We start from the raw sequence: 26,158 nt of genomic DNA, 5'->3' as shown, positions 1-26,158 counted from the left end.
TTATGGCTACTGACGATTACAAACAATTGTCATCGAAGGGAGGCGTCGGGACCAGCTTCGCCATCATACAGGACTGTTCGCATCATGCTCAAGAAACTGATCTTCGCATCCGCTCTCGCCAATGTTCCGGGCCTCGCTTTCGCGGCGGACTTGCCGGCTGGCTATCATCCGGCCTTGAAAGCTCCTCCGGCCCCGCAGGCGTTTTCGTGGACCGGCTTCTACGTTGGGTTGAACGTTGGCGGCGCCTTCGACAATTCAGACCGCGTCGACGTGTCCGGTCTTCCAGTGGCTCTTGGGGGTCCCAACCTCTCACTTCGCAATAAAAGCAGCGGTATCACGGCGGGAGGCCAAGCCGGCTACAACTACGAGTTCTCGCTTGGCAATTTGAACGGCATCGTGATCGGTCTCGAAGCCGATGCGGCCTATACTGATGTGTCGGGCAGTCTGCCGATCGACAGCAGCGATGTCGCCCCGGGAAGCACGGTGAACCTGCGCAGCCGCCTGGATTATCTGGGAACTATTCGCGGCAGACTCGGCTACGCCTATGATCGCTTCCTGGTCTACGGGACCGGCGGCTTCGCATATGGGACCGTTGAGCATAGCGCCGACTTAGTTCAGCCTGGTGTTGGCACGCGGGGGAACGCAAGCCTCAAAACGACCGAGATCGGCTTTGCTTATGGTGGTGGCATCGAATATGCGTTGCCCGTCGATTCATTCTACCATCTGACCAGCACCAGCGCGGTCACGCTGAGGGGCGAATATCTGCGCTACGAACTCGGCGAAACCAACGCGAGTGTTGCAGTGCCGGGCGTTGCCGCCTCGATCAAAGTTCGCGACGTCGGCAACATCGCGCGGTTCGGTGTCAACTATAAGTTTTGACATCGCAAAGCCGGAGTGGCGCTCGTCCACCGCGTGACGCAGTCTGCGATTGGGAGTTCGCGGGCTGCGAAGTAAGCGAGAAACATCCCGTCAGCGGGTGATTGGCAGCTGGTACAAGCTGGAAGCGAGCGCTCGATGATAGCAGGGGGCGGCCAAGGCAGACGCGCGCTACGCGGCCGCTTTGCGCCGTACCCGGATCGTCGCAAGTGCCGCGATGCCGTGGCTGCCGCCTGGCATCGCGGTGATATGCCGGATGGGAAGTGGAAGAAGACCCGGGCGTAGCTATCGCCGAGCCCATGTCAGCACGCGTCCGTCAATCACGATCAGCGCGCTGCCGATCACGAGCGCGCCGATGACCTCCCTGGTCGAGATCCGTTCGCCGAGCACGAGATAGCCAAGCAGGATCGCCGTGACCGGAATGAGTAGCGTCACCAGCATCACATTGGTCGCCCCGGAGCGCTGAAGGATCTGAAAGAACACAATATAGGCGAGCGCCGTCGACAGCGTGGCGAGGCCGATTACCGCAAGCCACGTCGTCGTGCCTGGCATGTGCAGTTGCCAGGGCCTGTCGAAGACCCCGGCGACAACAGCCATCATCGCGGCGGACGCCAGCATCTGGAACGTCGCCGTCCCCAGCGGCGGCACGCGCGACGGCAGGCGCCGCGCCACCAGAGCCGCCAGACCGTAGCTGAAGGCGGCGGCCAGACACAGCAGGATGCCAATGCCCTGCTTCGTGCCGAAGCCGAACGCATCACCATGGAGGATCGCAACTCCGATCAGACCAACGATCACGCCGGCGACGCGGCGGACCTGCAGCCGCTCCTCGCCGGCGGCAGCCATCACGATGACGGTGAACAGCGGAGTGGTGGCGTTGAGGATGGAGGCCAGTCCGCTCGAAATGTGGGTCTGCCCCATCACGATCAGCGAAAACGGCAGGACATTGTTGAACAGGCCGATCGCGAAGAACGGCGCCCAGGCGGACAAACCACGAGGAAGCTCGATCTTGTAGCCTCGCAGCAACGGCAACAGGACGACAGCGCCCAGCGCGACGCGTAGCAGCACCAGCGTCAGCGGCGGCAATTCCCGCAAGATCACGCCGTTGAAGAAAAACGAGCCACCCCACAAGACCGACAGCAGGCCGAGCAGCGACCAGTCGCGACGGTCGATCCTGTTGTCGGCGGAAAGCATGTCCGGTTCTCGTCTGCGCTCAACGCAGATGACTAGCCGGCAGCCTGGAATATTCCCACCCGATTTCCGTGGGCAGCCTGCCGGCCTATTTCGGCCGCGACACGATCTCGATCATCTTGCCTTCGTCATCGTCCGCCGCGTGCGCCCTCGCCTCGTCGTAGGCGGCAAGCACCGCGCGGCTGACCGGCACGCCGGGCAGCAGCGTCTCGGCGAGCCGCACCGCGTATGTCGCATCCTTGTGGCGCAACGCGGCGGTAAAGGAGGCGCCTGAGAAGTCGCGAGTGATCATCCGTTTGGAGTGGCGGATCACCTGCGGGCTCGCCACCGCTCCGGTCGCGAGCGCCTCTGCCACTAGCTTCATGTCGAGACCGGCGTGCTCGGCTATCGCAACTCCCTCGGCGAGGCCCGCAATCTGCACGGCGCCCATCAGGTTGTTGATCAGCTTGAACACCGTGCCGGTGCCGACCGCGCCGAAATGACGGACGGTGTTGCCGATCGGATCCAGGAAAGGCCGTGCCTTGTCGAGATCGGCGGCATCGGCGCCGACCAGGAGCGTCAGCTTGCCCGCGGCAGCCGCTTCCGGGAGGCCGGTGACGGGGCAATCGATGTAAATCAGCCCGCGCGAGTGTAGCTCACGCGCCATGTCGAGCGCGTGCTGATACGACACTGTCGAGCATTCGATCGCAAGCGTACCCGCCTTCATGGTCGCGGCGGCGCCATCCTTGGTCAGCCACACTTCGCGCGAGGCGTCGTCGTCGGCCACCATGGTCACGACCGCGTCGGCGTCGATTGCGGCATCTTCCGGCGAGGTCGACCATCGCGCGCCACGCGCGATCAGGTCCTCGGCCTTTGCCTTGCTGCGGTTCCAAACGGCGACGGTGAAGCCGGCATCCAGATAGCGGCCGGCCATCCCGTGGCCCATTCGCCCCAATCCGATGAAGGCAACGCGCTGCATGAGCTAATCCACATCCTCGACCGAGCCGGGTGCGGAGCCGAAGGCACGTTGCGCCAGCGTGGCCGCCATGAACTCGTCGAGATCGCCGTCCAGCACGCCTGACGTGTCGGAGGTCTGCACGCCTGTGCGCAGGTCTTTCACCATCTGATAGGGCTGCAGCACGTAGGAGCGGATCTGATGGCCCCAGCCGATGTCGGTCTTGGCGGCCTGATCGGCGGCAGCCTGCTCCTCCCGCTTCTTCAGCTCGATCTCGTAGAGCCGCGCGCGCAGCATGTCCCAAGCCTGCGCCCGATTCTTGTGCTGGGAGCGGCCGGCCTGGCAGACCACGGCGATGCCGGTCGGAATATGCGTCAGACGCACCGCGGATTCGGTCTTGTTGACGTGCTGGCCACCGGCGCCACCGGACCGCATCGTGTCGGTCCGGACGTCGGATTCCTTGATCTCGATCTTGATGCTGTCGTCGATGACCGGGAAGATCTGCACCGACGAGAACGATGTGTGCCGCCGCGCGTTGGAATCGAACGGCGAGATGCGCACCAGACGATGCACGCCGGCCTCCGTCTTCAGCCAGCCATAGGCGTTGTGGCCGCTGATCTGGATGGTGGCCGATTTGATGCCGGCCTCTTCGCCCTGGGACTCCTCAAGGTACTCGATCTTGAAACCGTGTTTCTCGGCCCAGCGCGTGTACATGCGCAAGAGCATCTGCGCCCAGTCCTGGCTCTCGGTGCCGCCGGCGCCGGCATGGACCTCGAGATAGGAATCGAACCTGTCGGCCTCGCCCGAGAGCAACGCCTCGAGCTCGCGCCGCGCCACCTCCTTCTTCAGTTCCCTGAGCGCCTTCTCGGCATCGGCAACCACGGCCTCGTCGTTCTCGGCTTCGCCGAGCTCGATCATGCCGATATTGTCCTCAAGTTCGCGCTCGACCTTGCCGATGCCCGAGAGCGCATCCTCCAGCGAGGTGCGCTCCTGCATCAGCTTCTGGGCCTTCTGGGGATCGTTCCAGAGGTTGGAATCTTCAGCGAGCTTGTTCAGCTCGGCGAGGCGTGCCGTCGATTGCTCGACGTCAAAGATGCCTCCTCAGCAGCCCGACTGACTGCTTGATCTCTTCAACAAGGCGTTCGATTTCGGCGCGCATGGTCTTTCAGGAGTTGGGAAAATGACTTGCGAGCGATGTAACGACCAGCGCGGCAAAGCGCAATCAGCTTCGCCGCACCGCCACGATTATTTGGCCTACAGAACTGCTAATACAATCCGCCGGTTCCCGGACGCATGAACAGGCCCGTATCAGGCTGCTGCCCCTGCGACGCCGGGGGAGCGCGGCCATCGGCATCGGCTACGCCGATGACGGAGTAGTTGTCCGGCGGCGCGGTGCCCGGCTTGAACGCTTCGAGAATGGTGCGGCCGCCGTCGCCGGGCCCGGCGCGCATGCCGGTCTTTGCGTCGACGCGGATCAATTTGATGCCGGCCGGGACCTTGAACGGGGTCGGCGGCTTGTCGGCGAGGGCGAGCTTGAGGAAGTCGCGCGCGATCGGCGCTGCGGTGTGACCGCCGGTGGCGCCGCGGCCGAGATTGCGCGGCTTGTCGTAGCCGACATAGACACCGACCACGATGTCCGGCGAGAAGCCGAGGAACCAGACATCCTTTTCATCGTTGGTGGTGCCGGTCTTGCCGGCGATCGGCTTGCCGATCTCCCGTGTGAAACCCGCGGCCGCGGCGGTACCGCGCTGGACCACGCCTTCCATCATCTCAGTGATCTGGTAGGCCGTCATCGGGTCGAGCACCTGCTCGCGGCGATCGATCAACTGAGGCTCGGGCTGGCTCTTCCAGCCGCCGGGCGCGTCGCAGCCGCGGCATTCGCGCTGGTCGTGCTTGAAAATGGTATGACCGTAGCGGTCCTGGATGCGATCTATCAGCGTCGGTTTCACGCGACGGCCGCCATTGGCGAACATCGAATAGGCCGTCACCATGCGCATCACGGTGGTCTCGCCGGCACCGAGTGCGTAGGACAGGTAGTTCGGCAATTCGTCGTAGACACCGAAGCGCTTTGCATACTCGCCGATCAAGGGCATGCCGATGTCCTGCGCGAGGCGAACCGTGACAGTGTTGAGCGAGCGCTCCAGCGCGTTTCGCAGCGTGGTCGGGCCGTAATATTTGCCGGTCGAGTAGTTTTCCGGACGCCACACACCCGCGCCCTGACCCTGATCGATTTCGATCGGCGCATCGATCACCACGGTCGACGGCGTATAGCCGTTGTCGAGCGCGGACGAGTACACGATTGGCTTGAACGACGAACCGGGTTGCCGGTAGGCCTGCGTCGCCCGATTGAACTGGCTCTGGTCGAACGAGAAGCCGCCGACCATGGCCAGCACGCGGCCGGTCCAGGGATCCATCGCCACCATGGCACCGGAGACTTCCGGCAGCTGCCGCAAACGAAACTGACCTTCGACCGGCGTGCCTTCTTTCGTTACCAGCGGGTCAGCATAGATGACATCGCCGGGTTGCAGGACCTGCGAGACAGCCGTCGGCGCCCTGCCCTTGACCCTGGCCCAGCGCACGCCATCGATCGTGATGATGCCGGTCTGGCGTTCCTTGGACACTGCGCCGCCGAGTTCGCGGCCGGGCTGGAAGCCGATTCGGGCCGACTGATCGCTTGTCTCGAGTACCACCGCCATGCGCCACGGCGAGATATCGGACAGCGATTTTATGTCCGCGAGCTTGACGCCCCAGTCGCCGGAAGTATCCAACTTGTGGAGCGCGCCACGCCAGCCTTGCGCCTCGTCATAATTGACGAGACCCGCGGCCATCGCCTTGCGCGCCATCACCTGAAGCTTCGGATCAAGCGAGGTGCGGACCGACAGGCCACCCTCATAGAGTTTCTTTTCGCCGTAGCGCTCAAAGATGTCGCGGCGGACTTCCTCGGCGAAATATTCGCCGGCGAAGACGTGTGCGCCATTGCTGCGATTGGTGACGACCAACGGCTCCTTGCGAGCCTTGTCGGCGTCGGCTTGCTTGATCCAGCCGTTTTCCAGCAGGCGATCGATCACGTAGTTACGCCGCTCGATGGCGCGGTCGCGATTCCGCACCGGATGCAGCGCGGCCGGCGCCTTCGGCAGCGCCGCCAGATAGGAGGCTTCCGCGATCGTCAGCTCATTGACCGATTTGTCGAAATAGACAAGCGACGCCGCCGCGATGCCGTAAGCACCGAGCCCGAGATAGATCTCGTTGAGGTAAAGCTCGAGGATGCGATCCTTGGAATAGGCGCGCTCGATGCGCATCGCCAGCAAGGCTTCCTTGATCTTGCGGGAGAACGACACCTCGTTGGTGAGCAGGAAGTTCTTGGCCACCTGCTGGGTAATGGTCGAGGCACCCTGCGGGCGGCGATTCGAGCCATAGTTCTGCGCATAGAGGATCGCGGCGCGGGCCATGCCCTGGTAATCGATGCCGCCATGCTCGTAGAAATTCTTGTCCTCGGCGGCCAGGAAGGCGTTGATCACGAGCTTGGGCACCGCCTGAATAGGCAGGTAAAGCCGGCGTTCCTTGGAGTATTCGCCGAGGAGCGCACCATCGGACGCGTGCACGCGCGTCATCACCGGCGGTTCATAGTCCTGGAGTTGCGAATAATCCGGCAGGTCTTTGGAAAAATGCCAGATCGCGCCGGCGACCGCAGCGACGCCAACCAGGAACACCACCGTTCCGGCGGCGAACAAAAAACCCATGAACCGCACGAGCAGGCGCATTATCGAAGTTCCGTTCCAACCCTCCGGCGCTCAGTTGTCCGAAGCGCCTGTAAAAGTGCGAAAGACTCACACGATCAGCCTGGGACCCAACGAGCCATCGTTGCGCACGCCCAATATACAAGAGCCCTCGGACAATATGGTCGATTCCAAAGACCCTGCGGTCCACTGTCTATACAGTCGCCGCTGTGGCCAAACTAGGGCTTCCCCTCGCGGCTACGGCCCTTTCGCTCCACCGGTTTCACCGCGGCTGCCCGGCAGTTGCGAGCCTTTTGGCGAAAAATGCGTCGATTGCCTGGGCCATCGAACCGACTGTCTTGTTCCGCCAGTTCTCCGAGACCAGATGCTCGAGGTCCCCCTTATTGGAAACATAGCCGAGTTCGACCAGAACTGACGGCACGTCGGGAGCCTTCAACACCCGGAAGCCGGCCGACTTGAGTGGATGCTTGTGCATCCGCACCGTGGCCTTCATCTCGCTCATCAAGAGGCGGGCGAAGCGATTGGAGAAGGTCTTGGTTTCCCGCTGTGCGAGATCGATCAGGATGTCGGCGACCTCGGTCGGTTCCTCGGACAGATTGACCCCGCCGATGGCGTCGGCCTTGTTTTCAGCGTCCGCCAAGCGCTCGGCTTCGGCGTCGGAGGCCTTGTCCGACAGCGTGTAGATGGTGGCGCCCTGGGCATCGCCCTCACGCTTCGGCAAGGCGTCGGCATGGATCGAGACGAACAGCGCCGCGGACTGGCTGCGAGCGACCTTCACGCGGTCGTTCAGCGGGACGAACGTGTCGTCAGTGCGGGTCATGACCACGCGGTACTTGCCGGATTTCTCGATCCGGTCGCGCAGCGCGAGGCCGAATCCGAGCACCAGATTCTTTTCCGTCTCGCCGTTGGACTGCGTGCCGTTGTCGAGGCCGCCATGGCCCGGGTCGATCACGATCAGCGGTCGCGAATCGGATCCGTCAGACGCCTTGGCCGCCGTCGTGGTCGCAGCTGCCGAGGCGTTGGCGTCTGCGACGGACGGCTTCAGCTCCGGGAGCGATTGGACGAACCTGCTACGGTCGACCTCCTCGAATTCCAGCACCAGCCGGGGCGGCTGGCCGTTGGCGGCTTCGAGGATATAGGAATTGGCGATCCTCGCCGGTCCAGTCAGGTCAAAGACGATCCGAGAGCCGCCGGGCATCACGAGGCCATAGCGGAACGCCTTGACGAGCCCCCGGCCCGACGAGCCCGTCCCGGCGGCAAGGTGGAAGGTGACCTGCGGAATATCCACAACGACCCGGTAGGGGTCGGCCAGTGGGAAGGCGTGGAACTCGATCTTCCGATCGAGATCGAGGATGAAACGGGTCTGCCTGGCGTCGCCAGCGAGGCGTGCATCAGAAGCGACTGGATAATTCGCACTCGCTGCGGCTGCCGGTCCCTCGGAAGCATTCGGGCGGCCTGCCGCCGCAAACATCAATGCTGCGGCGCACAATAGCCCACACCCCAGCAAAGCGCCGTGATTTGCCCGATTCGCCAACGATTCAATGCCTCCGAGCAGCGTTTTACCGCATTAGGACGACACGGTTAATCGTGGTTTAACACAGCTGGGGCGAAAAGGATCGAGTGTTGCCGCGCCGCGACGCTCCCTTGCACGTGGCGGTCAATCCACGTATGTACGGAGTGCTGACGGCTAGTACTGCCGGTTGTGTCGCGTTCAGCCTCCCGGTGCGGCGGTGGAATCTTCGAAGCCGAGGATTCCGGCGTGTTTTTCCGACCACTCCTCAAGCCAGCGCCGTGCGCGGCAGACAAGGAGTGGCGGTTTCAAGCCCGAGCGGCGTCCGATCCCAGGCGCGCTTTCGCCACACGGACGGTTTGAGGCACGGCATAGCTGATTATCCGGCCCCCCGGGGCCTCGATATGCGATGGCCGGCGAGCGCTTCGGCGCCACGCCGGGCTTTCAGCAAAGGATACGGCGGCATCTCTCGCCGCCAACATGTTTAGACGGGCCGACGCTTAATGCGCCAAACGGTATTGCCGACCAGGATCCCCGAGACGATCGCGCTGACGCGAAGCGGACGCTTCGCCCGACGCCTCGTCCCGGAGAATTCCCGCGCGGCTCTGCGCCTCGCGACGCGTTTTGGCCTTCCCCTCACCCCCGAATCAGGTGGACCGTCGCGTCACCGGGCGGCGCAATTCGCGCGCGCCATGCACCGCGCCCGCCGCTGCCAAGAGTTACAAGATGCCCAACAAGATGTTGATCGATGCCACCCACCCGGAAGAGACCCGGGTCGTCGTGGTCCGCGGCAATCGCGTCGAAGAATTTGACTTCGAGACAGCCCAACGCAAGCAACTGCGCGGCAATATATATCTCGCCAAAGTCACGCGCGTAGAGCCGTCATTGCAGGCCGCCTTTATCGAATATGGCGGCAATCGCCACGGTTTCCTCGCCTTCAGCGAAATCCATCCAGACTACTACCAGATCCCGGTCGCCGACCGTCAGGCGCTGATCGAAGCTGATGAACGCGCCCACCGCGAGGCCGAGGAAGAGCACGAAAACCGCGGCCACCGCCGCCGTTCGCGCCATCGCAACGCCCGCCGCCGCAGCCATAGCGAGCGCGTGCAAAGCGAGGTGGTCGAGGGCGCCAGCGCCGACCCGCAGGCGCCAGAGGTCCACGAAAGTCGCGAACAGCCGGTCGACGCCGAGCACCATGATCTTGGCACGCAGGTGGACGAAGGTCGTGAGCAGGATGCTCATGACCATGACCACCATGACGATCACGGCCATGACCACGATGACCGTGGCCATCATGACCAGCACCACGATGCCCATGCCGTAAGTGAGGCGACGGCCGCCGATGCGCCACCCGATCCGGTCGTAGCGGCGGTCGAGGCGTCCGTTGCGTCAGCCGCGCCCGAGACCGTCCAGACCGTCGAGATCAATCATGAGCCCGAACGGACGCATGAGGAGCAGGCCGAGGAGAACGCCGCGCATGCCGACGACACGCCCCAGGCTGTCGCGGCGGACGAGGCTCTTGCGGGCTCTGGCGAGCCGGCTGTCGCGGAGGTTACACTGTCCGACTCCGAGGATGCCGCTGTGGATGCTGCTGCGCCTCAGGGCGATGATGGCAGCGAGACCGACGACGACGACGACGAGGAAGACGGCGAGGAAGCCGAAGAGGAAGCCGAAGAGGAGGAAGTCGTCGAGTCCGTTGGTGGCGACGACGTGCTCGAGGAGGTGCCGGAGCGTCCGTTCCGCCCGCGCCGCCAGTACAAGATCCAGGAGGTCATTAAGCGCCGCCAGGTGATGCTGGTGCAGGTCGTCAAGGAAGAGCGCGGCAACAAGGGCGCCGCGCTGACCACCTATCTGTCGCTGGCCGGCCGTTACGCCGTGCTGATGCCGAACACCGCGCGCGGCGGCGGCATCAGCCGCAAGATCACGTCGGCGCAGGACCGCTCGCGGCTGAAGGAAGTGGTGCAGGATCTCGACGTGCCCGAGGGCATGGGCATCATCCTGCGCACTGCCGGCGCCTCCCGCACCAAGCCGGAGATCAAGCGCGACTTCGAGTACCTGATCCGCATGTGGGAAACGGTGCGCGACCTGACGCTGAAGTCGCAGGCGCCGAGCCTCGTCTACGAGGAAGGCTCGCTGATCAAGCGCTCGCTGCGCGATCTCTACAACAAGGAGATCGACGAGATTCAGGTAGCCGGCGAAGCCGGTTATCGCGAGGCGCGCGACTTCATGAAGATGCTGATGCCGGCCAATGTTCGCGCGGTGAAGCAGTATCGCGACGGCCAGCCGCTATTCTCGCGGATGGGCGTCGAGAGCCAGTTGGACGCAATGTTCTCGCCGACGGTGCAGTTGCGCTCCGGCGGCTACATCGTCATCAATCAGACCGAGGCCCTGGTCTCGATCGACGTCAACTCGGGCCGCGCCACGCGCGAGCATCACATCGAAGACACCGCGCTCAAGACCAATCTCGAGGCTGCGGAGGAAGTGGCGCGCCAGCTCCGCTTGCGTGACCTCGCCGGCCTGATCGTCATCGATTTCATCGACATGGACGAGAAGCGCAACAACCGTGCCGTCGAGCGCAAGCTGTCCGACTGTCTGCGGCAGGACCGCGCGCGGATCCAGGTCGGCCGCATCTCGCATTTCGGTCTTCTGGAAATGTCGCGCCAGCGCATCCGCGCCAGCGTGCTGGAGAGTTCGACCGAGCCCTGCCCGCAATGTGGCGGCAGCGGCCACGTCCGTTCGGTCTCTTCGGTGGCGCTGCAGCTTTTGCGCGGCATCGAGGAAATCCTGATGAAGGGGGCAACCCACAATCTTGTCGTGCGGACCCGCACCGACGTTGCGCTCTACGTCCTCAATCACAAGCGCGGCCATCTGCGCGATCTCGAAAACGCCTTCAAGGTCTCACTCTCGGTGGTCGCCGATGCGACCGTGAGCGGCCAGCAATCCTACGTCATCGATCGCGGCGAGCAGGTGCACACGCTCGAGGCCGCCAAGGCTATCGTGGCGGCGCAGGCCACCGCGGCACCACCGCCGGCCGATGAGGCGGATGACGAGGAGGAACTGTTCGAGTTCGAAGCCGAGGTCGAGACCGACGAGACCGAAGGCCTCGCCGACGACCGGTCGACCGGCGAGGAAGCCAGCGCCGACGGCGAAGGCGATGGCCAGCGCCGCAGGCGGCGGCGCAGGCGGCGCGGTCGTGGCGCTGGTGTCGGCGAAGCTCGCGAGGGTGGCCAGGCGCGCGAGGACGCCGACCTTACAAACATGATGCCCGAGGGCGTCGAGGCGGCTGCCGCCGACGATGCTGACGAAGACGAGGACGACGCCGACGAGCAGCCGGCTTTTGCGCGCAACGATCAGGACGGCAATGGCGAGCGGCGCCCGCGCCGCCGCGGCCGTCGTGGCGGTCGCCGTCGGCGCAGCGGTGGAGCGTCGGAAGAAGGTCTTGCGGCATCAATTTCCGACGAGCTCGGACCGACCGCCGAGCTGGAAGCGGTCGACGCCGTCGCCGATTTCGATGGCGGTTCGCCGGAGCCTGCCCCATCGCTGGAGCAGCCCGAGCCGGCTTCGCCGCAGGCGGCGGAGTCGCAGCCGGTCGAGCCTGCACCGGCCGTTGCGGTCGAAGCGCCCGCTTCAGAGGAAGCCCAGGCCGACGCCGACCGCGCCGCGCGACGCCGGTCGACAGTGCGCGAAAAGGTCAGCTTCCTGTCGTCGAATCATGAGGCGGATGCGCCGGCTGCCGCGCTGGCACAGAGCGCGGTTGAGACGTCGCCTGGTCCGGCTCCTTCGGCGGAGCCCGCTCCGGCTGCCACCACCGAGGCTCCGGCTCGCAAGGGCTGGTGGTCACGGCGCTTCGGCGGCGGCAACTAAAGCCCTCGCGACAAGCACGGAGCGTTTGCACGAAGATCATGCGCAAACAACAAGCTAAAGCGCGATGATGATTCATCCTGATCTCATCGCGCTTTAGCCTGATCCAGCACCAGTTCAGGAAAAACCGCCCGGCAATGCCGGGCGGTTTCGCTTTAGGCCACCGGCTGCCAGCTCAGTCGGTGGTGATGGCGGTTTCCATGTCGGTCGGATCGATCTGTCTGGCGAGATTGGCGTTGAGTTTCTCGCGGTCGAGTTCGCCCTCCCACCAGGCGACGACCACGCAAGCGACGCCGTTGCCGCACAGGTTGGTCAGCGCACGGCATTCGCTCATGAACTTGTCGATGCCGAGCACGATCGCCATGCCCGGCACCAGCCGCGGATCCACCACGGCGAGCGTCGCCGCCAACGTGATAAAGCCGGCGCCGGTGATGCCTGAGGCGCCCTTCGAGGTCAGCATCGCCACGATCAGGATCGTGATCTGCTGGGTGAAGGTCAGATCGACGCCGAGCGCCTGCGCGATGAACAGCGTCGCCAGCGTCATGTAGATGTTGGTACCATCGAGATTGAACGAGTAACCCGTGGGCACCACGAGGCCGACAACCGACTTCGAGCAGCCGAGCCGTTCGAGCTTCTCCATCAGGGACGGTAGCGCGCTCTCCGAGGACGAGGTGCCGAGCACGATCAGAAGCTCGTCCTTGATATAGGCAAGGAACTTCACGATCGAGAAGCCCGCCAGACGCGCGATGGTGCCGAGCACCACGAACACGAACAGCGCCGCCGTGACATAGAAGGTGGCGATCAGGCCGACCAGGTTGAGGATCGCACCGGTGCCGAACTTGCCGATCGTGTAGGCCATTGCGCCGAACGCGCCGACCGGCGCCGCGCGCATCACGATGGAAATGACGCCGAATACAGCGTGCGCGGCGTCATCGATGAAACTGCGGATCACATGGCCGCGCTCGCCGAGGCTCATGATCGCGAAGCCGAACAGCACCGAGAACAGCAGAACCTGCAGGATCTCGCCCTGCGCGAAAGCACCGACCACCGTGTCGGGGATGATGTGCAGGACGAAGTCGACGCTCTTCTGCGCCTCCGCCTGCTTGGCGTAACTGGCGACAGCCTGCGCGTTCGCCGCCGCGTTGCCGAAGCCTGCTCCTGGGCGCACCACATTGCCGACGATCAGTCCGATCACCAGCGCGAAGGTCGAGACGATCTCGAAATAGACCAGCGCCTTGACGCCGATCCGGCCGACCTTCTTGGCATCTTGTATATGCGCAATGCCCGACACCACAGTACAGAAGATGATCGGCGCGATCACCATCTTGATCAGCTTGATGAAGCCGTCACCGAGCGCCTTGATCCAGTCGTTGGTCGCAAGGTTGGGCCACAGCCAGCCGACCAATGCGCCAAGCACGATCGCAATCAGGACCTGGACGTATAGAACCTTGTACCACGGCTTCGCGCTGGCGCTCGCCGGCGCACCCGTGGCTACGGTTGCCGTTGTCATGCGTTTCACTCCCCCTCAGAAGCAGCTACAGCCAAGATCAAGTTGGGCTGCAGAGTCAAATGGAAACGCGCGACGGCGCAGAACTTCCCGGCCCGCTCCGGGCCACAATACCGACGCAAGTGAAAATGGCGCGCGGTAGCGCGCTGCGAAACCGATCGACTGACAAGCTGAACTCCGGGATGGCTCTTGAAGATTGCGGGGCTATTTAAGCCAACGCGCGATCCGGGCAACCGCTTCCTGCATGTCCTCCGCCGAGCGCGCGTAGGAAAAACGGATGAAGGAACGACCGTGGATCGGATCGAAATCGACGCCAGGCGTCGCCGCGACATGCGCCTTCTCCAGCATCTCGCTCGCAAATGCGAAACTGTCTGACGTGAAGTCGGAAACGTCGGCGTAGAGATAGAATGCGCCGTCAGCCGGCAGGAATTTTGTGAGGCCCGCCTTCGGCAGGCCCTCGATCAGGATACGGCGATTCTCCTGATAGCCGCGCTTGATAGTTTCCATCTCGGCAGCGCCGTCGAAGGCGGCCTCGGCCGCGATCTGCGACAGCGTCGGCACCGAGATCGAGAGGTTCTGCTGCAGCCGCTCGATCGGCCGCACCAGCGATTGCGGTACCACCATCCAGCCGACGCGCCAGCCGGTCATGCAAAAGTATTTCGAGAACGAATTGATCACCAGCGCGCGCGGCGACAGTTCGGCGGCAGTGACCGCCGGAAAAGCGTAATCGAGCCCATGATAGATCTCGTCGGAGATGAAGCGGATGCCGGCGCTTTCGGCGGCCGCCATCAGGCCGGACAGCGCTTCGCGCGACATCATCGTGCCGGTCGGATTGGCCGGACTGCCGACCAGCACACCCTTCAGCGGCGCCTTGCGATGGGCCGCTATCAGCGCTTCGCCGGTCAGCGCGTGACGGGTGTCGCTCGCGGTCTCGATCAGCACCGGCTCGCAACCGAGCGCGGTCAGGATATGCCGGTAAGGCGGATAGCCCGGCACGGTAACCGCAACGCGATCGCCCGGCTCGAACATTGCGAGGAACGCCAGGATGAAGCCACCCGACGAGCCGGTGGTGACGATGATGCGTTCGGCGTCGACCGGACAGCCATACGCCTCGAAATAGTGTCGCGCGATGCGCGCGCGTAGCGTGGGAATGCCGAGCGCCGAGGTGTAGTCGATCCGCCCGTCACGCAGCGAGGCCTGCGCCGCCGCGATCGCGGGTTTCGGCGCCGCCGCCGCTGGCTGCCCGACCTCCATGTGGATGACATGACCGCCGGCTGCTTCGATTCGCGCCGCCGCCGCCATCACATCCATCACCATGAAGGGCGGAACGTCACTCCGTCCGGACGCGGTCAACAGGCTTGCCACACAGTCTCTTGGTGTCGCGTCGAGCATTGATATCTGCTATTTGAACGGCCGCGGCCGGATTCAGGTTCCCGCACCGGATACCGCCCCAGACTGGCCGCATTCGGCGGCTCCTTATACCGTTTTCAAGCTAGGTGAATACCGGTTCGCGTGAAGAAAAACCGCAAAATCAAGAGACTGGGTCACGCTTCTGATCTAATCAGGGCCAGATTCGGAACTTGTCCTTCCGCAGCCTGCCATCCCCAATAGACCGCCCCATGCTGATCAGCCTTGTGCTCCGCACCCGGACCTTCAAAGTGACCGCGCTCGCCGCCGCAGTCGCGCTTGCGCTTGGCCCGGCCGTTCCGACGCAGGCGCAACAGGTCAAGGGCCCGCCTCTGCTGCGCGACACCGAGTCCGAGCAGCTCCTTCGGGAATATACCCGACCGATTCTGCGCGCCGCGGGTCTGGAGAAGCAGAACATCCAGATCGTGATCATCAACGACAGCACGTTCAACGCTTTTGTCGCCGACGGCCGCCGCATTTTCGTGAACTACGGCGCGCTGATGCAGTCGGAGACGCCAAACCAGATCATCGGCGTCCTTGCCCACGAAACCGGGCACCTCGCGGGCGGCCATTTGGCAAAATTGCGCGAGCAGCTTGCGCAGGCGCAGACCCAGATGATCATCGCCATGCTGCTCGGCGCCGGTGCGCTCGCAGTGGGCGCGCGCGGCGGATCCGGCAGCGGCCTGACCAATGCCGGCGCCGCCGCCATGTCGGCACCGCAGGAGGTGATCCGGCGCACGCTCCTGTCCTACCAGCGGCAACAGGAGGAGAACGCCGATCGCGCAGGCGTCAAGTTCCTGACCGCGACCGCTCAGTCCCCGAAGGGCATGTACGAGACGTTCAAGCGCTTCACCGACGAAAGCCTGTTCGCCGCTCACGGCGCCGACCCCTATCTGCAATCGCATCCGATGCCGATCGATCGCGTTCAGGCGCTGGAAGCCTTTGCGCATTCCAGTCCCTATTGGGACAAAAAGGATGATCCCGCACTGCAGCTCCGTCACGACATGATGCGCGCCAAGATTTCCGGCTTCATGGAGCGGCAGGACACTGTCTACCGGCGCTATCCGCTCTCCAACAACAGCCTTCCGGCGCGCTATGCGCGAGCGATCACGACCTACCTGCATGGCGACCTGCGGTCCGCGATCGCGCAGATCGACGGCCTGATCCAGGCGCAGCCCAACAATCCCTATTTCTACGAATTGCGCGGCCAGGCGCTGCTCGAGGGCGGCAGGCCGGCTGAGGCCATCGCGCCGCTGCGCAGGGCGGTGCAACTCTCCAGCAACGCGCCGCTGATCGAGATGCTGCTTGGCCAGGCGCTGGTCGCCTCCGACAACAAGTCATACACCGATGAGGCCATAAGTATTCTGCGTGCCGCCGTCGCGCGCGAGGGCGAGGCGCCGCTCGGCTACACCCAGCTTGCCATGGCCTATGGCCGCAAGGGCGATTATGCACAGGCCGATCTCGCCTCGGCACAGGCCGCCTACCTGCGCGGCGACAGTAAGACTGCGCGCGATCTCGCCTCGCGCGCCAAGACGCGGTTTGCGATCGGCACGCCCGGCTGGGTCAAAGCTGACGACATTGTGAGCGCCAAGCCGCCGCCGGGCGCGAAAAACAACTAGAAATGAACCGAAGTTCCATACAACGATCATCGAAACTGGCTCATTGTCCCGTGCGTATCTTGGGGCTAGGCCGAACAAGGATAGTCCCCATGCCATTGTTCCGTTTTCTTGCCCCTGCCTTGATTGGGCTCGCCGTCGGCGGCGCGCCGCTTGCCGCGTCGGCCGAGAGCTTCTCCGACACCCAGCGCGGCGACATCGAGACCATCGTACGGAACTATTTGATCGCGCATCCCGAGGTGCTCGAGGAGGCGATGACCGAATTGAGCAAGCGGCAGGCCGCCGCAGAGGCTGAAAAGCACCAGGCCAGCATCAGCAAGAACGCCGACACGATCTTCAACTCGCCGCGCGGCGTGACCATTGGCAACAAGGACGGCGACGTCACCTTCGTCGAGTTCTTCGATTACAATTGCGGGTACTGCAAGCGTGCGATGTCCGACATGCTCGACCTGATGAAGTCGGATCCGAAGCTGAAAGTCGTGCTGAAGGAGTTTCCGGTGCTGAGCCAGGGCTCGGTCGAAGCGGCTCAGGTCGCAGTGGCCGTGCGCATGCAGGATCCGACCGGCAAGAAATATCTCGACTTCCACCAGAAGCTGCTTGGCGGCCGCGGCGCCGCCGACAAGGCGCGCGCGCTTGCGGTTGCCAAGGAAGTCGGTCTCGACGTTGCGAGGATCGAAAAGGACATGACGAGCCCGGAAGCAAAGGCGACCATCGAAGAGAATTTCCGCCTCGCCGAATCTATGGGCATGAACGGCACGCCGAGCTACGTGATCGGCAAGCAGGTCGTTATCGGTGCGATCGGCCTAGACAATTTGAAGGAGAAGATCGGCGTCGCCCGCTGCGGCAAGGCAACCTGCTGATCCGAATGGGCGCATCACGTTCGTTCCAATCACAGCCCGGCTGCGTTGCAGCCGGGTTTTTCATTGGTCGAATCGCAAGTTCGGAACTGGCTTGCGGCAGCAAACGAACTGCCCGCCGCTCAATCATCCGCCGCACAACGGCGAGCTCGGCGATTGCGTCTCGACCAACATGCATGAAATTCGATTGCGCCTGCGGCTGAAGGTCCGCCGTTCATCGCACATTCACCAAACAGACCGCGGAACAAAAAAATCAGGAGGAACATCGCGCACGCTCCCTCGTTGTCGGCCGCGGGCAATGCACACACGTGAGGAGAATCTCTATGTCTAAACGCTTTCTGATTTCGGTCGCTGCGGCGGCCCTGATCGCCGGCACGGGCTTCGCGACTGCGCAAGGCACAGGCGGCGCAGGCAAGGAATCGCCGGCGGCTGGCGGCGGCGCGAACATGCAGCACAATGCACCTTCGGGTGGCGCGGCGTCCGGCACGATGGAACGCGACAGTGGCGGGATGAAGGGTTCCGAGCATTCAACCAAGGGTGAGTCGTCGGGCATGAAATCGTCGGAGTCGGACAAGGCCGGCGCCGCCGCCAAGGGCGCGCACGACGATACGCAGCGGTCGAACAGCAAGAGTTCGGAGAATGACGCCGCCAAGGGATCCAAGGAGAACTCGAAGGACATGAAGGCGGAAGGCCGCGAGGGTCGCGACCGCACCAACGCCGCCGATAGCCGCGACAAGGAGAAGAGCGGCTCTACGTCGCAGACCAACCAGAACGCTCAGACCAAGAACCCAACCGACACCAATCGCGCGCAGACGAACGACACCAGCCGTTCGCAGACCACGACCGGTAACGCGGCGACCTCCGCGACAGCGGCTCCGCCCGCCGAAAAGCGTTCGCAGATTACCACTGCGATCAGGTCGGAGAAGGTTAGCGAGGTCACCAACGTGAACTTCAACGTAGCGGTCGGCACGGTGGTGCCGTCGCACGTGCACTTCTACCCGGTGCCGGAGCGCGTCGTTGCGATCTATCCGGAATGGCGCGGCTATGAGTTCATCCTGGTCAAGGGCCGCTACGTGATCGTGCGACCGCAAACGCATGAGATCGTCTACATCCTCGAAGGCTGACAGCAGACCCAGACCCTGGAAGCGAGAGCGGCCCTCCAGGCCGCCATCGCCCGGTTCGAAGCCCCGCCCCAGCTGGCGGGGCTTTGCGCTGTCCGGGCGACGTCGCCGATGCACTGGCCGGCAGTTTTCCACAGTTGTCGGTTAATGAGCATTTTCCGTGACTTAGGGCCAATGCCTGGCAGGGGAATTGAGCCTTCTCAAGGGCTTCCCAATCAACCTAAAGACTTTCCCTCCGCTCCGTTGTTACCTATAACCCCGCGACTTAATTCCCCCTTTGCCGGACTCCTGGATGGCCCAAGCCTCTGCGACGATCTATGTGCTGAATGGACCGAACCTCAACCTGTTGGGGACTCGCGAGCCCGAGACCTATGGCCACGCGACGCTCGCCGATGTCGAGAAACTTTGCGCGGACACTGCCAGGCAATTCGGCCTGGTCGCCGACTGTCGGCAGTCCAATCGCGAGGGTGAGCTGATCGACTTCATCCATGAGGCTCACGCCAAAAAGGCCGTCGGCATCATCATCAATGCCGGCGGCTACTCCCACACATCAATTGCGCTTCACGACGCGCTGGTCGCGGTGAAGATTCCGACCGTAGAGGTCCATGTCAGCAACATTCACTCCCGCGAAAGCTTCCGGCATCATTCGTTCACCGCGAAGGCCGCGTTCGCATCGCTCTGCGGCTTTGGCATCGATGGCTACCGGCTAGCGATCTTGGGCCTTGCAGCCAGGATCGGTGCCAAGCCAAAGGCTTAAGCGTCAGTCCTGACGTTCCCCATTACCCGACAGAGATTCCGGATCAACATCATGGCGCGCCAGCCAGACGATAAATCAGCCGCAAAGACCAGGAGCGACGACAGCGCGCTCATCCGCGAGCTCGCGCTGCTGCTCGCCGAGACCGATCTGACGGAAATCGAGATCGAGCGCGCCGGCCTGCGTGTGCGCGTCGCGCGCAACATCACGATTGCGGCGTCGGTCCCGGTCGCGTCGGTCCCTGCGGCTGCCGCATCGGCCGTTGCGGTTGCCCCGCTCGCGGCCGCAGCCGACCTTGCAAAGCATCCGGGCGTCGTCCCCTCGCCGATGGTCGGAACCGCTTATTGGGCACCCGAGCCGGGCGCCAAGCCGTTCATCGAAGTCGGCTCGAAAGTATCGGCCGGCCAGACGCTGCTGATCATCGAGGCGATGAAGACGATGAACCAGATTCCGTCGCCTCGCGCGGGCACGGTGACCCAGATCCTCGTTGAGGACGGCCAGCCCGTCGAATTCGGCGAGCCGCTGGTGATAATTGAGTAGGCGAATGGGGAATAGCGCGTAGCGAATGGCATCGCGCGTCCCTATTCGCCTCTCGCCACTCGCTACAGGACACCATGTTCGACAAGATCCTCATAGCCAATCGCGGCGAGATTGCCCTCCGCGTGCTGCGCGCCTGCAAGGAGCTCGGCATTTCGACCGTTGCGGTGCATTCCACCGCCGATGCCGACGCCATGCATGTACGGCTTGCGGATGAGAGCGTCTGCATTGGCCCGCCGCCGTCGAAGGATTCCTATCTCAACGTCCCCGCGCTGCTCGCGGCATGCGAGATTACCGGCGCGGATGCGGTGCATCCCGGCTACGGTTTCCTGTCCGAGAATGCGCGCTTCGCCGAAATCCTCGCCGACCACAATCTGCACTTCATCGGGCCGAAGGCGGAGCATATTCGCCTGATGGGCGACAAGATCGAGGCCAAGAAGACCGCCAAGCGGCTCGGCATTCCAGTGGTGCCGGGCTCCGAAGGCGCGGTGACGTCGGAGCAGGACGCCATGGGAATCGCCAGGTCGATCGGCTTCCCGGTGCTGGTGAAAGCCGCGGCCGGAGGCGGCGGGCGCGGCATGAAGGTCGCACACAGCGAGGCCGACCTGGCGCTTGCGCTCTCGACCGCGGCCAACGAGGCCAAGTCGGCTTTTGGCGACGCATCGGTCTACCTGGAGAAATACCTGCAGAAGCCGCGCCACATCGAGATCCAGATTCTCGGCGACGGCCGTGGCGGCGCGATCCATCTCGGCGAGCGCGACTGCTCGCTGCAGCGCCGCCATCAGAAGGTCTGGGAAGAAGGTCCCTCGCCGGTATTGTCCACCGCCGCCCGCGCCAAGATCGGCGAGACCTGCGCCAAGGCGATGCGGGACATGAAGTATCTCGGCGTCGGCACCATCGAATTTCTCTATGAGGACGGCGAGTTCTATTTCATCGAAATGAACACGCGCATCCAGGTCGAGCATCCCGTCACCGAGAGCATCACCGACATCGATCTCGTGCTGGAGCAGATTCGCATCGCCGCCGGCGGCGAGTTGCCGGTGAGGCAGGACGAGGTCGCGATCATCGGCCACGCCATCGAATGCCGCATCAACGCGGAGAATCCGCAGACATTCCGTCCCTCGCCCGGGCGGATCTCGCAATTCCACCCACCGGGCGGCCTCGGCGTGCGGATCGATTCCGCCGTCTACCAGGGCTATGTGATCCCGCCCTATTACGATTCCCTCGTCGGCAAGCTGATCGTGCACGGCAAGACGCGCGGCGAATGCCTGATGCGGCTGCGTCGCGCGCTGGACGAGATGGTGGTCGACGGGATCGAGACGACATTGCCGCTGTTCCGCGCCCTGGTGCGCGAACCCAGCATCATCGACGGCGACTATCACATTCACTGGCTGGAGCAGTATCTCGCCGGTGAACCGGGCGACGGGAAGTAATTGCGGATTCCGATGGAACCCGATGCCTCAGTTGGGCGTTTGACTGGGTTAGGGGCATTTCCAGAGACCGCATTGAGCTGCAGTTCGTTGACAACGCGAGACCATCGTGGCGCCTGATTCACGACGCTGGCGTGCGATGTTGCAGGCCCTGCTGCTGGCGGCGGGATTTTTGGTGCTGGTCGCAGTCAGCGTGTCGTCCGTCATTCTGGTCAACAAGGCACGGGAGCAGAACTCGCTGCTCGTCCATACGGTCGAGGTCGAGAACCAGATCTCCAGCCTGCTGCTCGAAATCCGCCGCGCCGAGAGCGCAACACGCGCCTACCAGCTTACATCGGCGCCCCGATATCTCAGCGAATACGAGACCGCTAGGGATAGTGTTCTCCCGGCGCTCGAGCAACTCGCCAAACTGGTGAGTGACAATCCGGACCAGATGGCCGGCATCGCCAAATTGAACGATCTGATGCGTCAGCGGCTCGCCGACTTCGCGCGCGCCATCGACAGCGTCAAGGACAACAATGTTGCCGCGAGCATCGATGTTCTGCGCGACAGTGCTTCGATCGAAACAGTGCAGGCGATCACTGATGTATCGCGGGCGATGCGCGTACAGGAAGATCGGCTGTTTGCCAGGCGGACCGCCAACGTCGACCAAACGCAGATTCTCGCCTCCACCGTCACCATTGCCGGCTCCTGCATGGTAATCGCGCTCGGCGCCGTTGCGGTCTTCCTGCTGCGCCGATCCGCACGGGTCCGCGATGAGGCCGAAGCCAAGCTGCGAGACCTCGCCGTCACGCTCGAAACGACCGTCGACGAGCGCACCGCGGACCTGCGCGAGGCCAATGACGAGATCCAGCGCTTTGCCTATATCGTCAGTCACGATCTGCGCTCGCCGCTGGTCAACATCATGGGCTTCACCAGCGAGCTGGAGGAGTTGCGCGGCGACATCTTCAGGCGGATCGCGGCGCTCAGCCGCACCGCTGCGTTTGCACCCGCAACACCGGACGATGCGACGGCGGGCGCCGAGCCCGAGCTCGAAGGAGGGGACAAGCAGCTGTCCGACGACTTCAACGAGTCGCTCGGCTTCATCAAATCCTCGATTGCAAAGATGGACCGCCTGATCACGGCGATCCTCAACCTCACCCGCGAGGGCCGGCGCCAGTTCAAGCCGGAGCGAATCGATGTTTGCGCGCTGATCAACGGAATCACGAAGACCGTCGCGCATCAGGCGGCTGAGGCCGAAGCCACGATCCATGTCGGCGCGCTGCCGAATATCGCGAGCGACCGTCTTGCGCTCGAGCAGATCTTCTCGAATCTGATCGACAACGCACTTAAATACCTCAGGGACGGCGTACCCGGCGAGATCTCGATCGAGGGGCGGACCAAGCTCGGCTTTGCGATCTTCGAGATCGCGGACAACGGTCGCGGCATCGACCCCAAGGACCATCAGCGCATTTTCGACCTGTTTCGCCGCGCGGGAACCCAGGACAAGCCCGGACAGGGCATCGGGCTCGCCCATGTCCGGGCGCTGGTGCGCCGGCTGGGCGGAACCATGTCGGTCGCCTCGGAACTTCACAAGGGCAGCAAATTCACGATAACACTGCCAATCAACTGGACGGAAAAGCAGCGGGACAACAAATCATGAGCAATCCAGTCACCATCATCATGATTGAGGACGATGAGGGCCATGCTCGCCTGATTGAGCGGAATATCCGGCGCTCAGGTGTCAACAATGAGATCGTGCCGTTCACGAACGGTACAGCGGCCATCAGCTATCTCTTTGGCGCCGATGGGACGGGCGCCGAGCACAAGGGCCGGGCCCTGCTCATCCTGCTCGATCTCAATCTGCCCGATACGACCGGCATCGATATTCTGAAGCGGGTCAAGGAGAACAAATATCTGAAGTCCACGCCGGTGGTGGTGCTGACCACGACCGATGACTCCCAGGAAATCAAGCGCTGCTACGAGCTCGGCTGCAACGTCTACATTACCAAGCCGGTGAACTACGAAAGCTTCGCCAACGCGATCCGCCAGCTCGGCCTGTTCTTCTCCGTCATTCAGGTTCCACCAGCCGCCACATGATGTCAGCGACGCCGACACTGCTCTATATAGACGACGACGCCGCGCTGGCGCGCCTGGTCGAGCGCGGCCTGACGCGCCTCGGCTTCAAGGTCGTGCATGCGGCGAGCGGCCAGGAGGGTCTCGATCGTCTCGCCCAGGGCGGCATCGACGTGATCGCGCTCGATCAGTACATGCCGGGCCTCGATGGCCTGGAGACGCTGGAGCGGATCCTGAAAGTCCCGGGCGCTCCGCCGGTGGTGTTCGTGACGGCGTCGCAGGACTCTGCGATCGCCGTCACTGCACTGAAGGCCGGCGCCGCCGATTATCTGGTCAAGGATGTCAGGGGCGAGTTCATTCCACTGCTCCAGGTTGCGGTCAACGGCGCGATCCGGCAGGCCGCGATTCAGAAGGCCCGCGACGAGGCGGAGGCCGAAGTGCACGCCTCGCGCGACCGCTATGCGGCTCTCGCGGCCGAGCGCGAAGTGCTGCTGCGCGAGGTCAATCACCGCGTCGGCAACTCGCTCCAGATCATTGCTTCGCTGCTCCATCTTCAGGCCAACTCCGCGACGCAGAAGGACGTCAAGGCAGCGCTGACCAACGCCATGGGCCGCGTCGCCGCGGTCGCACAGGTGCATCGTCGCCTCTACACCTCGCACGACTTCAAGAGCGTAATGCTCAACCAGTATCTCGAGGCCCTGCTGGAAGATCTGCGGCGATCCGCGGAAGGCAACAAGATGTCACGCCTGACGGTGAACGCCGATCCGATCGAGATTGATCCGGACCGCGCAGTCGCGATCGGCATCATCGTCAACGAATTGGTGATGAATGCGGTGAAATACGCCTATCCCGACGGTGCCGGACCGATCCATGTCGAGCTCAAGCCGGAAGGTGCCGATCTCCTGTTGTCGATCACCGATGACGGCATCGGCTTCGGCGACAAGACCGGCCCGCGCGGGACCGGAATGGGCCAGCGCATCGTCGCCGCGATGGCCTCCAAGCTCGACGCCAGCGTCGAGCGCGATCCGGGCCACAAGGGCACCCGCGTGCTGGTCCGTTTCCGCCGCGTCGCGGCGGCGCCGGAGGCAAGCGCCGCTGCCAAGTAGCGTGCGACGCGCCTCAAACCATCTGCAACCAGGGCAGCACGATCAGCAGCAACCCCGCGAAGTAGATCAGCCCGAAGATCAGGCCAAACTTCCAGAAATCACCCTTCCCGATATAGCCGCTGCCGTAATACATCGGCGCCGGTCCCGTGGCGTAGGGCGAGATCACGCCCATCAGTCCCAGCGAATAAACGCACAGCAGCATCAAAGTCGGCACGGACAGGCCGGGAATGCTGGAGCCGACGGCGAGCACCACCGGCAAAACCGCCGCGGTGTGCGAAGTGATGCTGGAGAAGAAATAGTGGATCCAGAAAAAGAACGAGACGAGCAGGATCATCCCGATCAGCGGCGACATGCCCGCGAGCGGCTTGGCATAGCCCTCCGCAACCCATTTGATGAAGCCGATCTCGTTCAGCCCCGACGACAGCGTGAGCAGCGAGGTGAAGTAGAAGAATACTTCCCAAGCGCTTTTTTCGGCAACGATGTCCTCGAACGCGATCACGCCGGAGAGCAGCATCAGCGAGATCACGACGAACACCACCATTGTGGCGTTAATGAAGTTGGAGCCGAGCAGCGGCAGGCTGATGTTTGGATTGGAGCCGCAGATCCAGAAGAACATCGCGAGCAGAACCAGCGCGGCCATGATCCATTCATGACGCGACGGCGGTCCCATGGCCGCCAGCTCGTTCTTGCTCCACGCCACGATCTCCGGGCTTTCCTTGATCTCGGGCCGGCAGACGAGGTAGCTCAAGAGCGGCACCAGCAGCAGCAACAGGATACCGAGCGGCGCGAAGCCGATGAACCACTCCGACCAGCTAACCTCGACGTTGACGATCTTCTTTGCGATCGACAGCGCTGCCGCGTTCGGCGCCAGCGCCGTCAGGAACAGCGAGCTTGTGACTGCGGTGGTCGCGAATGCCGTCCACATGACGAAAGTGCCGATCTTGCCGGCGGTCGGGCCAGGCTCGGAACCATAGATGCGCGGAATGTTACTGACGATCGGATAGATGGTGCCGCCCGAGCGCGCGGTATTGGACGGGGTCGCCGGCGCCAGCACCAGGTCCGAGAATGCCACTGCATAACCGAGCCCGATGGTGCGGCGGCCGAGCGCGTGCACGAGCATCAGCGCGAGGCGGCGGCCGAGCCCGCTCTTGCGGTAGCCGATCGAGAAAACAAAGGCGCCGACGATCAGCCAGACCGTGCTTTCCGAGAAACCGTTAAGCATCCAGCGCAGCGACTTGTTCGGGTCGTGCTCGACATAGCCGCTGATGCCGGCAATCGTGAGCCCGATCAGCCCGACTGCGCCGACCGGCATCGATTCAAGGATCAAGGCGGTGATGACGGCGCCGAACAGCGCGAAATAGTGCCACTGATTGGCGTTCAGCCCCTCCGGAACCGGAACCAGGTATAGCGCCAGCCAGACGATCAGCGGCGCAAACTTTCTCCAGGAAATCTTCAAGCCCATCCCCTCGTTTCATCCCTGGCAACGCGAGCCACCGCCGCGTCCCCGGCGTCACCATTTTCATTGCAACGTAGCATAGAGTCGCAGTCACGCCCTACGGCCTGCGAACGAACGGCTCGGCTTGTGGACGAACTGGCGGCCTCCTCGACGTGCCCCAGGGACATGACGGAGCCCATCGCAAGGCCAGGCCGCCTTTGCTATCC

Annotated in this window: 19 protein-coding genes; 11 read left to right on the top strand and 8 right to left on the bottom strand. The window is 63.5% G+C overall.

The window, feature by feature from the left end; all coding sequences use genetic code 11:
• Positions 1–84: 84 nt before the first annotated feature.
• Entirely contained in the window at positions 85–879 is a 795-nt protein-coding gene (locus tag JQ553_RS07100) for an outer membrane protein (RefSeq protein ID WP_212499188.1), read from the top strand.
• A gap of 282 nt (positions 880–1,161) precedes the next feature.
• On the opposite strand, the gene JQ553_RS07095 is transcribed toward JQ553_RS07100, so the two are convergent.
• The 5 genes from JQ553_RS07095 to JQ553_RS07075 all read right to left on the bottom strand — a co-directional run bounded on the left by JQ553_RS07095 (position 1,162) and on the right by JQ553_RS07075 (position 8,269).
• Positions 1,162–2,067, bottom strand: a complete 906-nt coding sequence (locus tag JQ553_RS07095; protein ID WP_212499187.1) for a DMT family transporter — start codon at positions 2,065–2,067, stop codon at positions 1,162–1,164.
• Positions 2,068–2,152: 85 nt separating this feature from the next.
• Positions 2,153–3,022, bottom strand: a complete 870-nt coding sequence (locus tag JQ553_RS07090) for an NAD(P)-dependent oxidoreductase (RefSeq protein WP_212499186.1) — start codon at positions 3,020–3,022, stop codon at positions 2,153–2,155.
• 3 nt (positions 3,023–3,025) lie between these two features.
• Positions 3,026–4,157 (bottom strand): peptide chain release factor 2 gene (prfB, locus tag JQ553_RS07085; RefSeq protein WP_212499185.1). Its coding sequence is split into 2 segments (ribosomal slippage): positions 3,026–4,087 and positions 4,089–4,157, totalling 1,131 coding nucleotides; the frame shifts between segments, so codons are not numbered across the junction.
• Positions 4,158–4,263: 106 nt separating this feature from the next.
• Positions 4,264–6,759 (bottom strand): penicillin-binding protein 1A, encoded by a 2,496-nt coding sequence (locus JQ553_RS07080; protein WP_212499184.1) that lies wholly within the window; start codon positions 6,757–6,759, stop codon positions 4,264–4,266.
• Between the two features lie 238 nt (positions 6,760–6,997).
• Positions 6,998–8,269, bottom strand: coding sequence for an N-acetylmuramoyl-L-alanine amidase (locus JQ553_RS07075; RefSeq protein ID WP_212499183.1), 1,272 nt, complete (start codon positions 8,267–8,269; stop codon positions 6,998–7,000).
• Positions 8,270–8,971: 702 nt separating this feature from the next.
• Here JQ553_RS07075 and JQ553_RS07070 point away from each other — a divergent pair.
• On the top strand, positions 8,972–12,109 hold the full coding sequence (locus tag JQ553_RS07070; RefSeq protein ID WP_212499182.1) for a ribonuclease E/G: 3,138 nt from the start codon (positions 8,972–8,974) through the stop codon (positions 12,107–12,109).
• A 172-nt stretch (positions 12,110–12,281) separates the two neighbouring features.
• On the opposite strand, the gene JQ553_RS07065 is transcribed toward JQ553_RS07070, so the two are convergent.
• Together JQ553_RS07065 and JQ553_RS07060 are read right to left on the bottom strand one after the other, a co-directional pair.
• The gene (locus tag JQ553_RS07065; protein ID WP_212499181.1) at positions 12,282–13,616 is read right to left on the bottom strand and encodes a dicarboxylate/amino acid:cation symporter; all 1,335 of its coding nucleotides are present in this window, start codon (positions 13,614–13,616) and stop codon (positions 12,282–12,284) included.
• A gap of 201 nt (positions 13,617–13,817) precedes the next feature.
• Positions 13,818–15,005 carry a pyridoxal phosphate-dependent aminotransferase gene (locus tag JQ553_RS07060; RefSeq protein ID WP_212499180.1) on the bottom strand — a complete coding sequence of 396 codons (1,188 nt, stop codon included), beginning with the start codon at positions 15,003–15,005 and terminating at the stop codon, positions 13,818–13,820.
• A gap of 227 nt (positions 15,006–15,232) precedes the next feature.
• Here JQ553_RS07060 and JQ553_RS07055 point away from each other — a divergent pair, with 227 nt between their 5' ends.
• The 9 genes from JQ553_RS07055 (at position 15,233) to JQ553_RS07015 (ending at position 24,496) form a co-directional block, all read left to right on the top strand.
• Positions 15,233–16,639, top strand: a complete 1,407-nt coding sequence (locus JQ553_RS07055) for a M48 family metalloprotease (RefSeq protein WP_212499179.1) — start codon at positions 15,233–15,235, stop codon at positions 16,637–16,639.
• Positions 16,640–16,728: 89 nt separating this feature from the next.
• Complete coding sequence (locus JQ553_RS07050; RefSeq protein WP_212499178.1) at positions 16,729–17,496, top strand: DsbA family protein; 768 nt, start codon at positions 16,729–16,731, stop codon at positions 17,494–17,496.
• Positions 17,497–17,816: 320 nt separating this feature from the next.
• A complete protein-coding gene (locus JQ553_RS07045) occupies positions 17,817–18,617 on the top strand; it encodes a DUF1236 domain-containing protein (RefSeq protein ID WP_212499177.1) in 801 nt (266 codons plus the stop codon).
• Between the two features lie 289 nt (positions 18,618–18,906).
• The gene (aroQ, locus tag JQ553_RS07040; protein WP_212499176.1) at positions 18,907–19,371 is read left to right on the top strand and encodes a type II 3-dehydroquinate dehydratase; all 465 of its coding nucleotides are present in this window, start codon (positions 18,907–18,909) and stop codon (positions 19,369–19,371) included.
• Between the two features lie 51 nt (positions 19,372–19,422).
• The gene (gene accB / locus JQ553_RS07035) at positions 19,423–19,908 is read left to right on the top strand and encodes an acetyl-CoA carboxylase biotin carboxyl carrier protein (RefSeq protein WP_212499175.1); all 486 of its coding nucleotides are present in this window, start codon (positions 19,423–19,425) and stop codon (positions 19,906–19,908) included.
• A gap of 74 nt (positions 19,909–19,982) precedes the next feature.
• Positions 19,983–21,338, top strand: a complete 1,356-nt coding sequence (accC, locus tag JQ553_RS07030) for an acetyl-CoA carboxylase biotin carboxylase subunit (RefSeq protein WP_212499174.1) — start codon at positions 19,983–19,985, stop codon at positions 21,336–21,338.
• Positions 21,339–21,444: 106 nt separating this feature from the next.
• Positions 21,445–22,977: a CHASE3 domain-containing protein gene (locus JQ553_RS07025; RefSeq protein WP_212499173.1), complete on the top strand. Its 1,533-nt coding sequence runs from the start codon at positions 21,445–21,447 to the stop codon at positions 22,975–22,977.
• Positions 22,974–23,414 carry a response regulator gene (locus tag JQ553_RS07020; protein WP_212499172.1) on the top strand — a complete coding sequence of 147 codons (441 nt, stop codon included), beginning with the start codon at positions 22,974–22,976 and terminating at the stop codon, positions 23,412–23,414. The genes JQ553_RS07025 and JQ553_RS07020 overlap by 4 nt, the downstream gene beginning before the upstream one ends.
• Positions 23,411–24,496 (top strand): sensor histidine kinase, encoded by a 1,086-nt coding sequence (locus JQ553_RS07015; RefSeq protein WP_212499171.1) that lies wholly within the window; start codon positions 23,411–23,413, stop codon positions 24,494–24,496. The genes JQ553_RS07020 and JQ553_RS07015 overlap by 4 nt, the downstream gene beginning before the upstream one ends.
• Before the next feature lie 13 nt (positions 24,497–24,509).
• Here the strand turns inward: JQ553_RS07015 and JQ553_RS07010 are convergent, their stop codons facing one another.
• Positions 24,510–25,958, bottom strand: coding sequence for a DASS family sodium-coupled anion symporter (locus tag JQ553_RS07010; protein WP_212499170.1), 1,449 nt, complete (start codon positions 25,956–25,958; stop codon positions 24,510–24,512).
• Positions 25,959–26,158: the final 200 nt, after the last annotated feature.

This window comes from Bradyrhizobium lablabi, assembly GCF_018131005.1.
Taxonomy (GTDB): Bacteria; Pseudomonadota; Alphaproteobacteria; order Rhizobiales; family Xanthobacteraceae; genus Bradyrhizobium; species Bradyrhizobium lablabi_D.
This window is presented reverse-complemented; position numbering and strand designations above follow the sequence as displayed.